We start from the raw sequence: 13,876 nt of genomic DNA, 5'->3' as shown, positions 1-13,876 counted from the left end.
CGGTCTCCTCGGGCTCGCCGTTGAGGATCGAGCGGCGGGCCGGGCGGCGGGCGGCCTTGGGCGCCTCCTCCTCGACCACCGGGGTCACCGCGGCGGGCGCCTCGGCGACCGCCTTGCGGGTGCGGCGGCGCGGCGTCTTGGGCGCCTCCTCGGCGACCGGGGTGACCGGGGCGGCGGTCTCCTCGGGCTCGCCGTTGAGGATCGAGCGGCGGGCCGGGCGGCGGGCGGCCTTGGGCGCCTCCTCCTCGACCACCGGGGTCACCGCGGCGGCGGCCGGAGTCTGCGCACCGACCGGCTCGGCGGCGGCCTTGCGCAGGCGGCGGCGCGGTGCCTTGGGGGCTTCCTCGGCGACCGGAGCGTCGGGGACCGGCTCGACAGCCGTCACCGTCTCCACGGCGACCGCCTCGGGAGCGGCGCCGCGCGTACGGCGACGGCGGCGCGGGGTGCGGGGCGCGGCCACCTCGTCCGTACCGGGCTGGGAGACCACGACGGCGGACTCCACGGCCTCGGCGCCGACGGCCGACGTGGGGGCCGCACCGGACGCGGCCTCGCCACCGCGGGTGCGGCGGCGCTGGCGCGGGGTGCGCGTACGGGCCGGGCGGTCCTCGACGGGCGCGGCGGCGGGCTTGCCGCCGGCCGGCCGACGGCCGTTGCCGCGGGCGCCGCGGCCACCGGTCTCGCCCAGGTCCTCGACGACCTCGGCGTCGAGACCGGCACGCGTCCGGTCCGCCCGAGGCAGTATCCCCTTCGTGCCGACCGGGATGCCCAGCAGCTCGTAGAGGTGCGGAGACGTCGAGTACGTCTCCTCCGGGTCGTTGAAGGACAGCACCAGCGCCTTGTTGATGAGCTGCCAGCGCGGGATGTCGTCCCAGTCGACCAGCGTGATCGCGATACCCGAGGCGCCCGCGCGGCCGGTGCGGCCGATGCGGTGGAGGTAGGTCTTCTCGTCCTCGGGCGTCTGGTAGTTGATGACGTGCGTGACGCCCTCGACGTCGATACCGCGCGCGGCCACGTCGGTGCAGACCAGCACGTCGACCTTGCCGTTGCGGAACGCCCGCAGCGCCTGCTCGCGCGCGCCCTGGCCGAGGTCGCCGTGGACCGCGCCGGAGGCGAAACCGCGCTTCTCCAACTGCTCGGCGACGTCGGCGGCGGTCCGCTTCGTACGGCAGAAGATCATCGCGAGACCGCGGCCCTCGGCCTGGAGGATGCGCGAGACCAGCTCGACCTTGTCCAGCGAGTGGGCGCGGAAGACGTGCTGCGTGGTGTTCGCGACGGTCGCGCCCTCGTCGTCCGGCGCGGTGGCGCGGATGTGGGTGGGCTGCGACATGTAGCGGCGGGCGAGGTTGATCACGGCGCCGGGCATGGTCGCGGAGAACAGCATCGTCTGCCGCTTGACCGGCAGCATGCCCATGATCTTCTCGACGTCGGGCAGGAAGCCCAGGTCGAGCATCTCGTCGGCCTCGTCCAGGACGAGCGAACGGATGTGTTTGAGATCGAGCTTCTTCTGGCCCGCGAGGTCCAGCAGGCGGCCCGGGGTGCCGACGATCACGTCGACGCCCTTCTTGAGCGCGTCGACCTGCGGCTCGTACGCCCGGCCGCCGTAGATCGCGAGCACGCGTACGTTGCGGACCTTGCCGGCCGTCAGCAGGTCGTTGGTGACCTGCTGGCACAGCTCGCGGGTGGGGACGACGACCAGGGCCTGCGGGGCGTCGGTGAGCCGGTCGGCGGTGGCGCGCCCGGCCTCGACGTCGGCGGTGACGGTGACGCGCTCCAGCAGCGGCAGACCGAAACCGAGGGTCTTGCCCGTGCCGGTCTTGGCCTGGCCGATGACGTCGTTGCCCGCGAGGGCGACCGGGAGCGTCATCTCCTGGATCGGGAAGGGGGTGATGATGCCGACGGCCTCAAGGGCCTCGGCGGTCTCGGCCAGGATGCCGAGACTGCGGAAAGTCGTGGTGGTGGACAGGATGCTTGCCTCTTCTGTGAGACGCGGCACTGTGCGGCGAGGGGGGTCGAGCGGCCGTGTCGCGGAAAAGACGACGCCGGTCACTGACCGCGCAGAGGTGTCGTACAGCCGTGGGCGGCTGTGCAGCGCGGGACCGCTGCCCTCGCTCGTGTCGCGAGTGGGCCCCTCCCGATGTCAGGAGGGCGGTCGGTGTCGGAGCCGATCGGGCCACCGACCGGGCATCCAGGTGTTGCATACGTCGCCCGCCGAGGATCGGAAGCAAGCCGATTTTCGGCGGGTGCAATACCACTCTACCCCGGAAACACGTAGCTGCACCCGATCAAATGTTTCGTTCGGGACGGCACCGGCACGTCATCGGCCTGTCACCGGCCCCGCGAAGATCACCGCACGGGTGCGTACGGGCCGCTCCGACTTGGCTATTGTGCCCAGCATGGAGACGCCTGACGAGAACACCACGCCCGCCACCGGAATCGCCGCCCAGGACTGGACCGCCGCGTCCGCGGACCCGCAGTACCGGGCCGCTGTCGTCGATCTGCTCGGGGCCCTGGCGTACGGCGAGCTGGCCGCTTTCGAACGGCTCGCGGACGACGCGAAACTCGCGCCGACCCTGGAGGACAAGGCGGAGCTGGCCGCGATGGCCGCCGCCGAATTCCACCACTTCGAGCGGCTGCGCGACCGGCTCACCGAGATCGGCGAGTCGGCGAACAAGGCGATGCAGCCCTTCGGCGCCGCGCTCGACGAATTCCACCGGCAGACCGCGCCCTCGGACTGGCTCGAAGGGCTCGTCAAGGCGTACGTCGGCGACTCCATCGCCTCCGACTTCTACCGCGAGGTCGCCGCCCGGCTCGACACCGATACGCGCACGCTGGTGCTCGCGGTCCTGGACGACACCGGGCACGCGACCTTCGCCGTGGAGAAGGTGCGCGCGGCCATCGCCGCCGAGCCGCGCGTCGGCGGGCGGCTCGCGCTGTGGGCGCGGCGGCTGATGGGCGAGGCCCTGTCGCAGGCGCAGCGGGTGGTCGCCGACCGCGACGCGCTGTCCACCATGCTCGTCGGCGGGGTCGCCGACGGCTTCGACCTCGCGGAGGTCGGACGGATGTTCTCGCGGATCACCGAGGCGCACACCAAGCGGATGGCCGCGCTGGGCCTGGCCGCGTAACACCGCGTAACGCCTCACCGCGAAACTCTCCGCCCCGTCACGGCCGGTCCCGTCGCGACTTCTGAGGACGCCGGTGGCCGCGTCAGACGCTCGACGCGGTCACTTTGGCGTGGCGGCCACGCTTCGGCGGGCGGGCCAGGACGCTCAGCATGGCCGCCCCCACCGCCAGCGCGGCGGGCAGCGTCGCCTCCGGGTGGCCGGGGCCGACGATCGTGCGGGTGACGAGGCCGCCGAGCAGCGCGGCGATCGGTCCTGTGGCCAGCAGCAGCGGACTCAACGGGAGCCGGAGCGGGAAGAGGCGGGCGGCGGCGTAGGCGGCGCCGAGCCCGAGGGCGACGTAGGCGACGGCTTCCCAGAGCATCGTGATCCCTTTCCGGTGGTACGGCTGGTACGGACCGGTGCGCTCTGGTCCTACCCCTGTGGAGGCCGGGACAAAACGAAGGGCGGCAACCGGTTGCACCGGTTGCCGCCCTTTCGGCCCCTTTCAGGGCCGGACGTTCAGAGCGAAGCGCCGAAACCGACCTTGCGGGCGGACGGCTCGCCGATCTCCACGTACGCGAGCCGGTCGGCGGGGATCAGGACCTTGCGGCCGTGCTCATCCGTCAGACTCAGCAGCTTCGAGGCGCCGGACAGCGCGTCGGCGACGGCCTGCTCGACCTCCGCGACGGACTGCGCGCTCTCGATGTTGATCTCGCGCGGCGCGTGCTGCACGCCGATCTTGACCTCCACGGCTTGGATACCTCCGATGGTCTGGCGGTGTGCGCGGTTGGTTTCGCGCCGTACGCAGCAAAGACTAGCCCGGAGCGGCCGGTGGAAATCCGTACCTCGGCAACGCCGTGAGCGAACAGGCCCGGGGCGACGCGGACGGGCGGCGGGGCACCGCCTCAGTGGTGGCCCTCCGCGCCGTGCAGCGGGAATCCGGCGATACCGCGCCAGGCCAGGGAGGTCAGCAGGTCCACCGCGGTGTCGCGCGGCACGGTGCTCTTGCTCGCCAGCCAGTAGCGGGCGACGACCTGGGAGACACCGCCGAGGCCGACGGCCAGCAGCATCGACTGGTCGCGGGAGAGCCCGGTGTCCTCCGCGATGACCTCGCTGATCGCCTCGGCGCACTGGAGCGAGACCTTGTCGACGCGCTCGCGGACCGCGGGCTCGTTGGTCAGGTCGGACTCGAAGACCAGCCGGAAGGCGCCGCCCTCGTCCTCGACGTACGCGAAGTACGCGTCCATGGTGGCCTCGACGCGCTTCTTGTTGTCCGTGGTGGACGCCAGCGCGGTCCGTACCGAGTGCAGCAGGGACTCGCAGTGCTGGTCGAGCAGCGCGAGGTAGAGCTCCAGCTTGCCGGGGAAGTGCTGGTAGAGCACGGGCTTGCTCACGCCGGCCCGCTCGGCGATGTCGTCCATCGCGGCCGAGTGGTAACCCTGCGCCACGAAGACTTCCTGGGCCGCGCCCAGCAATTGTTCACGTCGGGCCCGGCGGGGCAGGCGTGTGCCGCGCGGCCTCGCCTGAGCTTGCTCGATGGCTGTCACGCCGCCTCCCAAATCTGAAGTGAGGAACGATAGAACACTGCGATGGCCATCGTACTTTTCAGTAACGACCCTGTGCGCCGTGCGGTCGCACATTCTCACTACCTGGAACCTCCGCGCGAGAGCGCCTGCGGAATCCGTCGGTGAGCGGCGACCGTCAGCGGTAGTCGTCCTCGTCCGGCGCGACGACCCTGCGCTGCTCCGCCGCGTCGGCCGGATCGGCCTCTTCCACCTGGTGGGAGGGGCGCGCGATGATCGGTTCGTCGTGCTGCTGGAGCAGTTCCGCGTGCTGTTCCGCGGTGTCGGCCTCCGGCGCTTCCAGATCCAGATCGGTGTCGCGGGCGATCTGGGCGGCGTCGAATTCGTCGGCCTCACGCTCGAAGCGTTCGATGTCCCCGCTACCGTTCCCGGTGTTCTCGGACATGGCCCCTCCTTCTCTTGCCTCACCCTTGAGCCTAGGCGGCCGGGCAGGCGCGTGCATGGCGGCTTCCCGGCCGCGGTGTGCGGCGCGCGCCCCTTCGGAGCGCGTGGCGGCTTCCGGCCCTTGCGGAGGTTCTTGTGACCGCGAACACGCGGTCGTACGCGTGATCGTCTCGTAACATTCATCCATGCCCTCGACCGACGTTCCCCAGACGGCCGCAGAACCGGCGGTCGTACTCCCGCCCGGGCCGCGGCTCGCCCCGGGGGAATCGGTGTACACGGCGAGCCTGCCCGGCCTCACCCTGGTGGTCAGATCGCGCGGTACGGACGGGCCGGGGACGGCGCCCGCGCTCTTCGTGCACGGCCTCGGCGGCTCCTCGCAGAACTGGTCGGCGCTGATGGCCGCGCTGGCCGACCGGGTCGCGGGACAGGCGCTGGACCTGCCGGGATTCGGCCATTCCCCGCCGCCCGACGACGGCGACTACTCGATTCCGGGGCACGCGCGGGCGGTGGTCCGGCTGCTGGAGGCCGAGCGGCGCGGCCCGGTCCACCTCTTCGGGAATTCGCTGGGCGGCGCGGTGGCCGTCAAGGTCGCCGCCGCCCGGCCGGACCTGGTCCGCACCCTCACCCTGGTCTCGCCCGCGCTCCCCGAGCTGCCGCCGCAGCGCACCGCCTGGCCCACCGGGCTGCTCTCGGTGCCCGGCGTCCCCGCGCTGTATCTGCGCGCGACGAGGAACTGGCCGGCCGAGCGCAGGACCCAGGAGCTGCTGGCGCTCTGTTACGGCGACCCGGGGGTGGTCGGCGAGCAGGCCCGCGCCGACGCGGTCGCCGAATACCAGCGGCGGATCGAACTGCCGTATTTCTGGGACGTCATGGTGCGTTCCACCCGTGGGATCGTGGACGCGTACACGCTCGGTGGCCAGCATTCGCTGTGGCGGCAGGCGGAGCGCGTCCTCGCCCCTACGCTGCTCGTGTACGGAGGCCGGGACAAGCTCGTCTCGGTCAAGGTCGCCCGCCGGGCGGCCAGGGCTTTCCGCGATTCCCGGCTGCTGGTCATCCCCGACGGCGGTCATGTGGCGATGATGGAGCACCCCGAGCTGGTGGCCCGGGGCTTCCGCGATCTCCAGGACGAGGTCGCGGAAGCCGAGGACGACGGCCGGGGCCGTACGGACGCGGGGCCCGCCGGCGCCGAGGCGACCGGGAGCTGATCGAGGACGTGGGTGGGCGACGTGGGTAAGCACAGCGCGCGGGACGGCCAGGACGGCCGTGACAACGGCATTCCGGGCGCGCCCGGAATGCCGGGCGTCCCAGGACCCCTGCGGCCCGGCGTCCCCGGCAGCGGGCGCCGCCGCCGCGGTCCAGGACCGCTGTCCGGCCACGACACGGGGAGTTTCCCGCAGTACCGGCCGCAGGACCACGGCGGTCCGGCGCCCGCCCACCCCGAGCACCGCGAGCACACCGCGTGGGGCCCGGCCGACGACTGGGCGGCGGACACCGGCCGCTACTCCGGGCCGCCGCGCACCCGCGAGCTGCCCTTCGACCTCGTCGACGAGTGGGCGGAGGACTGGGAGGCGTACGACACCGCGTCCGCGCTGAGCTCCCCGCCCGCGGGCCCCGCGCTCGGCCAGGGGCAGGGCCCGTACGCCCGGCACGCGCAGGCGCCCGGGCCCGGCCAGATGCAGGCGCCGGGCCGGCTGATCCCGCGCCCGCGGCAGGAATTCCTCGACGCCTTCGGACCGCAGGAGCCGGAAGGGCCCGCGGACCCGCCGCCCGGCGGCCCGGCCGCCGCGCCCGAGCCGGACCCGGAGCCGGAGGCGGACGCGGGCACGGCCGTGGACACCAAGTCCGGCGGCAAGGGGCGCACGCTCAGCGGGATCGCCGCCGCGGCCGTCGTCACGGTGCTCGCCGTGGTGGTCGCGGGACAGGTCGGCGGAAGTGAGAAACGGCACAGCGAGGACAGCGGCAAGGACACCGCGACGCGCTCGGCGGCCGACGAGGCGTCGCGCTCGCAGGACCGCGCGCCCGGCGCCGCGAGCGCGCCCGCGGGGGCCCCGGCGGCGACGCCCGCCGCCGCCACGTACGACGAGCTGATGGCCAAGCTGTACCCGCTGGACCCGGACCTGAGGCTGTCCGGCGCCTTCAGCACGGTCGGCGGCCACCAGGCCGCGCCGGGCAAGGGCAAGGTCATGCGCTTCCGGGTGGACGTCGAGCGCGGGCTGCCGCTGAACGCGCAGCTCTTCAGCGACACCGTCTTCAAGACCCTGAACGACAGCCGGAGTTGGGGTCACGGCGGACAGATGTCCTTCGAGCGGGTCTCAACCGGCCCCGCGGACATCGTCATTACGCTCGCCAGTCCCGGCACCACCGCGAAGTGGTGCGCGAAGTCCGGTCTGGACACGACAGTTGAGAACGTGTCATGTGACTCCGCGTCAACTCCGCGCACGATGATCAACGCCTACCGATGGGCGCAGGGCGCCAGTACATTCGGCGCCGCGCGGGTGCACGAGTACCGGCAGATGCTGATCAACCACGAGGTCGGGCACCGTCTCGGGCACAGCCACGTCGGCTGTCCCAAGGAGGGCGCCCCGGCCCCGGTGATGATGCAGCAGACCAAATTCCTGTCGCTCGACGGCGGCCCCACCTGCAAGCCGAACGCGTGGCCGTACCCGTAGGCGGAGCCGTCCGCATCCCGTAGGCGCGGACCCGCTCAGCGGTGCAATCCATAAGTGATCGTTTGAGATCGTATTGATCTGGCTTTGACAATTGGTGTCGCGTCGCTGCACGCTTCTGTCCATGCAGCACCACCACGCACATCCGTATGCACGCGCCGGCATCGAGCTGGCGCTCATCGGCGTGGCCGCGCACTGCGTCGCCGACGTTCACTGTCGCTGACCGCATCCAGCCCCACCGCGTAGAGGCCCGGCCGCCGTCCCAGGACGGCGTCTCCTCCGCCACGGGCTGCTCCGGCCGGACCCTTCGGTCCCGCACGTCACGACCCGTTTCCGCTTTTTCGCGCGCACCGCTGTGCGCGCCCTTCCTCGCTGCCGCGAAAGGTTCCTCTGATGCGTCAACTGTCCTCCACATCCCGCCGCATAGGCGTGATCGCCGTCGGTCTGGCCCTTGCCGGAGGGGCCGTCGCCTGCGGCCCCAAGAACGGTGACGACGCCAAGGCGGGCGGCGACGGCAAGCCGGGCAAGGGCGGCACGCTGTACGTCCTGAACAACCAGGCGCAGGAGAACTTCGACCCCGCCCGGCTCTACACCTCCGGCGGCGGCAACGTGCCGTCGCTGGTCTACCGGACGCTCACCACCCGCAACCGCGCCGACGGCGCCGCGGGCGCCAAGGTCGTCCCCGACCTGGCCACCACCACCGGCGAGCCCAGCGAGGACGCCACGGTGTGGACGTACCACCTCAAGGACGGCCTGAAGTACGAGGACGGCTCGCCCATCACCACCGCCGACATCAAGTACGACATCGAGCGGTCCTTCGCCGCCGAGCTGTCCGGCGGCGCGCCCTACCTGCGGGACTGGCTGGTCGGCGCGGCCGACTACCAGGGCCCGTACAAGGACCCCAAGGGCCTGTCCTCGATCGAGACGCCCGACGCGAAGACCATCGTCTTCCACCTGAACAAGCCCGAGGGCGAATTCCCGCTGCTCGCCACGCAGACCTCCTTCGCGCCGGTGCCCAAGGCCAAGGACACCGGCACCAAATACGCGGCGCACCCGGTCTCCTCCGGCCCGTACAAGGTGGTCAGCAACGAGAACAACGGCGAGCACCTGGTGCTGAAGCGCAACCCCAACTGGTCGGCCGCCACCGACGACCAGCGCAAGGCGTACCCCGACACCATCGACGTGCAGTCCGGCCTCGACCAGGCCGTGATCAACCAGCGTCTGTCGGCGGGCGTCGGCAAGGACGCGGACGCGGTCACCACCGACACCAACCTCGGCCCGGCCGAGCTGGCCAAGGTGACCGGCGACAAGAACCTCGCCCAGCGGGTCGGGACCGGGCACTTCGGCTACACCGACTACATCGCCTTCAACCCGAAGGTGAAGCCGTTCGACGACATCAAGGTCCGGCAGGCCATCGCGTACGCGATCAACCGCACCACGGTGATCAACGCGCAGGGCGGCTCGTCGCTCAACGACCCGGCCACCACCTTCCTGCCCGCGCAGGCGTCCTTCGGCTACACCGCCTACGACCCGTTCCCCGCGGGCAGGACCGGTGACCCGGCCAAGGCCAAGGAGCTGCTGAAGGAGGCCGGTTACCCCAACGGCCTGACCGTCTCGCTCACCCACGACGTCACCAAGGGCGACGAGCAGGGCCCCGAGGTCGCCACCGCCGTCCAGGAGGCGCTCAAGGCGGCCGGGATCACCGTCAAGCTCGACGGCCAGGAGCACGCGGCCTTCTCCGACAAGATCCACACCCTGAAGACCGAGCCCGGCTTCTTCCTCACCGGCTGGGGCGCGGACTGGCCGTCCGGCGGCCCCTTCCTCGGCCCGATCTTCGACGGCCGCCAGATCGTCAAGGACGGCGCCAACTTCAACAACGCGCAGCTCGACGACCCGGCCGTGAACAACGAGATCGACCAGATCAACAAGATCACCGACCTCAAGGCCGCCGCCGTCCGCTGGGGCGCGCTGGACAAGAGGATCGGCGAGCAGGCGCTCACCGTGCCGCTCTTCCACCCCGTCTACAAGCGGCTGTTCGGCAAGAACATCAAGAACGTCGTGATCAGCGACTGGACCGGTGTGCTGGACATCTCGCAGGCCGCGGTGAAGTAGTCCGTGACCGTCGAAGCACTCTCGGCCGTCTCGGCCGCGGGGGAGGGCGCCGCCACCGCGGCGCCCCCCTCCGGGGCCCGGCAGATCTGGCGGCGGCTGCGCGGACAGCGCGCGGCCCTCGTCGGCGGCGCCGTCATCGTCCTGTTCGTCCTGGTCGCGGTGGCGGCCCCGCTGCTCGCCGCGCTCGAAGGGCAGGACACCACCACCTACCACGCCGACCTGGTCGACTCCGCGGCCGGCGGCGTACCGGTCGGCACCTTCGGCGGGGTCTCCGGCAGCCATTGGCTCGGCCTCGAACCCGGCACCGGACGCGACCTGTTCGCCCGGCTCGTCTACGGCTCGCGGATCTCGCTCGTCGTGGCCCTCGGCGCCACCGTCCTCCAGGTCGCGCTCGGCGTGGCCCTCGGCCTGGGCGCGGGCCTGGGCAACCGGTTCCTCGACAGCGTGCTCAGCCGGATCACCGACGTCTTCGTCACCATGCCCGCGCTGATCTTCGCCATCGCGCTGCTCGCGGTCGTCCCCGACGGCTTCCCGCGGCCCGTGCTGCTGATGCTGGTCCTCGGGCTGCTCGCCTGGGGCGGCATCGCGAAGATCGTCCGCGCGCAGGTGCTCACCCTCAAGTCCCTCGACTACGTGGCCGCTTCACGGCTCGCGGGCTCCAGCCGGTGGCGGACCGCGCGCCGCGAACTGCTGCCCGCGCTGGTCGCGCCCGTCGTCACCTACGCGGCGATCCTGCTGCCCTCCAACATCGTCTCCGAGGCGGGCCTGTCCTTCCTCGGTATCGGCGTCACCCCGCCCACCCCCTCCTGGGGCCAGATGCTCTCCAGCGCCTCGACCTGGTACCAGGCCGACTCCGCGTACGTCCTGCTGCCCGCCCTGCTGCTCTTCGTGACCGTGCTCGCCTTCACCGTCTTCGCGGACGGTGTGCGGACGGCCCTGGACCCGCGGGTCGCCAGCAGGCTGCGGGTGGGGACGGGACGGAAGTCGGCGAAGGCGGACGCTTCTTCGGACACGGCTTCCTCGGACACGGGTCCGACGGTGGCGGGTCCGAGGGGCACGGCTTCTTCGGACACGGCCGCGACGGATACGGCTGGCCGCGCCTCGGGCGCCGAGGCGGTGGACGGCGCGTGATCCGCTTCCTCGGGCGGCGGCTCTTCCAGGCCCTCGTCGTCCTCCTCGTCCTGGCCGCCGTGCTCTACGCGTGCTTCTACCTCGCGCCCGGCGACGCGGCCCGGCTGGCCTGCGGCCCCAAGTGCTCGACCGCGCAGATCGTGCAGATCCGCGGCCAGATGGGCCTCGACGACCCGGTGTACGTGCAGTTCTGGCACTTCCTCAGCGGCATCGTCGCCGGTCACGACTACAGCACCGGCACCGATGTGCTGCACTGCCCGGCGCCCTGCCTCGGCCAGTCGTACCGCACCGGCGAACTCGTCACGTCGATGGTCGGCGAGAAGCTGCCCGCCACCGCGTCGCTCGCCTTCGGCGCGATGGTGCTGTGGCTGGTCATCGGCGTCGGCACCGGCCTGCTGTCCGCGCTGCGGCGCGGCACCGTCACCGAACGGGCCCTGACCGGCTTCACGTTGGTCGGCACGGCGACCCCGGTGTTCATCACGGGCATCCTGCTGCTCCTGCTCTTCTGCTCCTGGCTCCAGTGGCTGCCGTACCCCTCGTACGTCCCGCTCACCGAGGACCCGCAGCAGTGGGCGTGGAATCTGCTGCTGGCCTGGCTCGCGCTCGCCCTGGTGGAGGCCGCCAAGTACGCCCGGCTGACCCGCAGTTCGATGCTGGAGACGCTGGCGGAGGACCACATCCGCACCTTCCGCGCGTACGGCGTCAGCGAGCGGGCCATCGTCGTACGGCACGCGCTGCGGGGCGCGCTGACCCCGGTGATCGCGCTGTCCGCGCTGGACCTCGGCACGATGTTCGGCGGCGCGCTGCTCACTGAGACGCTGTTCAACATCCCCGGACTCGGGCAGCAGCTCGTGCAGTCCGTACAGATCAAGGACGTGCCGGTGGTGGTCGGGATCGTGCTGGTCATGGGCCTGGCCGTCGTCGTGGCCAACGCTGTCGCCGACGTGCTGTACGCGGTGGCCGACCGACGGGTGGTACTGGCATGACCGGGCAACTCACCGACCTGGAAGCCCCGTTGGTGGAGGTCGCGGGACTGCGGATCGAATTCCCCACCGAGGGCGGGGCCGTACGGGCCGTCGACGGACTGGACTTCACGCTCGGCGCGGGCGGCGCGCTCGGGCTCGTCGGCGAGTCGGGCTCCGGCAAGAGCGCGACCGCGTACGCCCTGCTCGGCCTGCACCGCGGTACGGGCGCGCGGGTCTCCGGGACCGTACGGGTCGCCGGGACCGACGTACTCGGCGCGGACGACGCCGAGTTGCGCGAGCTGCGCGGCGGGGCCGCCGCCATGGTCTTCCAGGACCCGCTGTCCTCGCTCGACCCCTACTACGCCATCGGCGACCAGATCGCCGAGGTCTACCGGGTGCACCACCGCGGCTCGCGCGCCGCGGCGCGGGCCCGCGCCGTCGAGGTCCTGGACCGCGTCGGCATCCCCGACGCCGCCCGCCGGTCCCGCTCCCGGCCGCACGAGTTCAGCGGCGGCATGCGCCAACGCGCCCTGATCGCGATGGCGTTGGCGTGCGAGCCGCGCCTGCTCATCGCCGACGAGCCCACGACGGCTCTCGACGTCACCGTCCAGGCCCAGATCCTCGACCTGCTGCACGAACTGCGGGCCGAGACCGGCATGGGGCTGCTGCTCGTCACCCACGACCTGGGCGTCGTCGCCGGGAGCGTCGACGACATCCTCGTCATGCGGGACGGCGCCGCCGTCGAACGCGGTCCGGTCGCCGAGGTGCTGGCCGCCCCGGCGCACGACTACACGCGGGCGCTGCTGTCGGCGGTGCCCCGGATCGACCCGCGGCCGACGGACAGCGGGGAGCCGGGCGCGGCTCCCGCGCCCGTGGGCGCGGCGACACCACGCGGACGCGGTGCGCGTACGGGCACGGCCGAAGAGCCCGGCTCCGAGCCCCTGCTGGAAGCGGTCGCGCTGCGGCGGGAGTTCGGCAAGGGGCGGCAGCGGCTCACGGCCGTGGACGACGTGTCGCTCCAGGTCAGGGCCGGGGAGACGCTCGGCATCGTGGGCGAGAGCGGCAGCGGCAAGACGACGCTCGGGCGGATGCTCGTGCGGCTGCTCGACCCGAGCGCGGGCGAGATCCGCTACCGGGGCCGGGAGATCGGCGGCCTGGGGGACAAGGCGCTGCGCCCGCTGCGGCGCGAGCTGCAAATGGTCTTCCAGGACCCGGTCTCCTCGCTCAACCCGCGCCGCAGCATCGGCGAGTCCATCGCGGACCCGCTGCGGGCGGCGGGTGAACTGAGCGACAAGGCCGTCGTCGGCCGGGTGAAGGAACTGCTGGAGCGGGTCGGCCTCGACCCGGAGTGGTACCACAGGTACCCGCACGAGTTCAGCGGCGGGCAGCGCCAACGCGTCGGTATCGCACGGGCCTTGGCGCCCGAGCCGAAGCTCATCGTGTGCGACGAGCCGGTCTCCGCGCTGGACGTCACCACGCAGGCGCAGGTCGTCGCGCTGCTCGCGGAACTCCGCCGCGACCTCGGCCTGTCGCTGGTCTTCATCGCCCACGACCTCGCCGTGGTACGGCAGGTGAGCGACCGCGTCGCGGTGATGCGCGGCGGCCGGATCGTGGAGTCCGGCACGGTCGACGAGGTCTACGACGCGCCTCAGGACCCGTACACCAAGGGCCTGTTGGCGGCCGTCCCGGTGCTGGACCCGGCCGAATCCGCGGCCCGCAGGGCGGACCGCAGGGAACTGCGGAGCGTGATGGTGACCGCACCTTAGGTCACATCAACGCGTGGCAGTGTGAGAAGTTACGCCCGTTCACCCCTTTTGGTGGGGGGGGGGGCCACCCGCCCCCCCCCCCCCCCCCCGCCCGGCATAACAAGTCCAGCCCCGGGGGCGCCGGGGGCCCGGGGGGCCCCCCCCCCCCAAAAAGGTGTTGGGGGGGCG

12 protein-coding genes and 1 pseudogene are annotated in these 13,876 nt (G+C 72.3%); 8 read left to right on the top strand and 5 right to left on the bottom strand.

The window, feature by feature from the left end:
• Window positions 1-1,864: pseudogene (locus ACFY9V_RS16125) on the bottom strand (DEAD/DEAH box helicase); the annotation flags it as partial.
• A gap of 529 nt (window positions 1,865-2,393) precedes the next feature.
• On the opposite strand from ACFY9V_RS16125, the gene ACFY9V_RS16120 reads away from it, so the two are divergent.
• The gene (locus ACFY9V_RS16120; RefSeq protein WP_355348606.1) at window positions 2,394-3,122 is read left to right on the top strand and encodes a ferritin-like fold-containing protein; all 729 of its coding nucleotides are present in this window, start codon (window positions 2,394-2,396) and stop codon (window positions 3,120-3,122) included.
• An 82-nt stretch (window positions 3,123-3,204) separates the two neighbouring features.
• Here the strand turns inward: ACFY9V_RS16120 and ACFY9V_RS16115 are convergent, their stop codons facing one another.
• The 4 genes from ACFY9V_RS16115 to ACFY9V_RS16100 form a co-directional block, all read right to left on the bottom strand.
• Window positions 3,205-3,483 carry a hypothetical protein gene (locus ACFY9V_RS16115; RefSeq protein ID WP_355348609.1) on the bottom strand — a complete coding sequence of 93 codons (279 nt, stop codon included), beginning with the start codon at window positions 3,481-3,483 and terminating at the stop codon, window positions 3,205-3,207.
• A gap of 137 nt (window positions 3,484-3,620) precedes the next feature.
• Window positions 3,621-3,851 carry a DUF3107 domain-containing protein gene (locus tag ACFY9V_RS16110; RefSeq protein ID WP_188281577.1) on the bottom strand — a complete coding sequence of 77 codons (231 nt, stop codon included), beginning with the start codon at window positions 3,849-3,851 and terminating at the stop codon, window positions 3,621-3,623.
• 155 nt (window positions 3,852-4,006) lie between these two features.
• On the bottom strand, window positions 4,007-4,648 hold the full coding sequence (locus tag ACFY9V_RS16105; RefSeq protein ID WP_355348614.1) for a TetR/AcrR family transcriptional regulator: 642 nt from the start codon (window positions 4,646-4,648) through the stop codon (window positions 4,007-4,009).
• 154 nt (window positions 4,649-4,802) lie between these two features.
• Window positions 4,803-5,069 carry a hypothetical protein gene (locus tag ACFY9V_RS16100; protein WP_355348617.1) on the bottom strand — a complete coding sequence of 89 codons (267 nt, stop codon included), beginning with the start codon at window positions 5,067-5,069 and terminating at the stop codon, window positions 4,803-4,805.
• 184 nt (window positions 5,070-5,253) lie between these two features.
• Between ACFY9V_RS16100 and ACFY9V_RS16095 the strand changes: the two genes are divergently transcribed.
• The 7 genes from ACFY9V_RS16095 to ACFY9V_RS16065 all read left to right on the top strand — a co-directional run bounded on the left by ACFY9V_RS16095 (window position 5,254) and on the right by ACFY9V_RS16065 (window position 13,708).
• Complete coding sequence (locus tag ACFY9V_RS16095; RefSeq protein ID WP_391161641.1) at window positions 5,254-6,273, top strand: alpha/beta fold hydrolase; 1,020 nt, start codon at window positions 5,254-5,256, stop codon at window positions 6,271-6,273.
• A gap of 21 nt (window positions 6,274-6,294) precedes the next feature.
• Window positions 6,295-7,737 carry a DUF3152 domain-containing protein gene (locus ACFY9V_RS16090; protein ID WP_391161640.1) on the top strand — a complete coding sequence of 481 codons (1,443 nt, stop codon included), beginning with the start codon at window positions 6,295-6,297 and terminating at the stop codon, window positions 7,735-7,737.
• A gap of 121 nt (window positions 7,738-7,858) precedes the next feature.
• Window positions 7,859-7,957 (top strand): Ms4533A family Cys-rich leader peptide, encoded by a 99-nt coding sequence (locus ACFY9V_RS16085; protein ID WP_355348626.1) that lies wholly within the window; start codon window positions 7,859-7,861, stop codon window positions 7,955-7,957.
• A gap of 170 nt (window positions 7,958-8,127) precedes the next feature.
• A complete protein-coding gene (locus tag ACFY9V_RS16080) occupies window positions 8,128-9,846 on the top strand; it encodes an ABC transporter substrate-binding protein (RefSeq protein WP_391161639.1) in 1,719 nt (572 codons plus the stop codon).
• 3 nt (window positions 9,847-9,849) lie between these two features.
• The gene (locus ACFY9V_RS16075; protein ID WP_391161638.1) at window positions 9,850-10,977 is read left to right on the top strand and encodes an ABC transporter permease subunit; all 1,128 of its coding nucleotides are present in this window, start codon (window positions 9,850-9,852) and stop codon (window positions 10,975-10,977) included.
• The gene (locus ACFY9V_RS16070; protein WP_355348635.1) at window positions 10,974-11,963 is read left to right on the top strand and encodes an ABC transporter permease; all 990 of its coding nucleotides are present in this window, start codon (window positions 10,974-10,976) and stop codon (window positions 11,961-11,963) included. Before ACFY9V_RS16075 ends, ACFY9V_RS16070 begins: the two co-directional genes overlap by 4 nt.
• Window positions 11,960-13,708 carry a dipeptide ABC transporter ATP-binding protein gene (locus ACFY9V_RS16065; RefSeq protein WP_391161637.1) on the top strand — a complete coding sequence of 583 codons (1,749 nt, stop codon included), beginning with the start codon at window positions 11,960-11,962 and terminating at the stop codon, window positions 13,706-13,708. The genes ACFY9V_RS16070 and ACFY9V_RS16065 overlap by 4 nt, the downstream gene beginning before the upstream one ends.
• Window positions 13,709-13,876: the final 168 nt, after the last annotated feature.

It is taken from the genome of Streptomyces sp. NPDC008317, from assembly GCF_042955955.1.
Lineage (GTDB): Bacteria > Actinomycetota > Actinomycetes > Streptomycetales > Streptomycetaceae > Actinacidiphila.
This window is presented reverse-complemented; position numbering and strand designations above follow the sequence as displayed.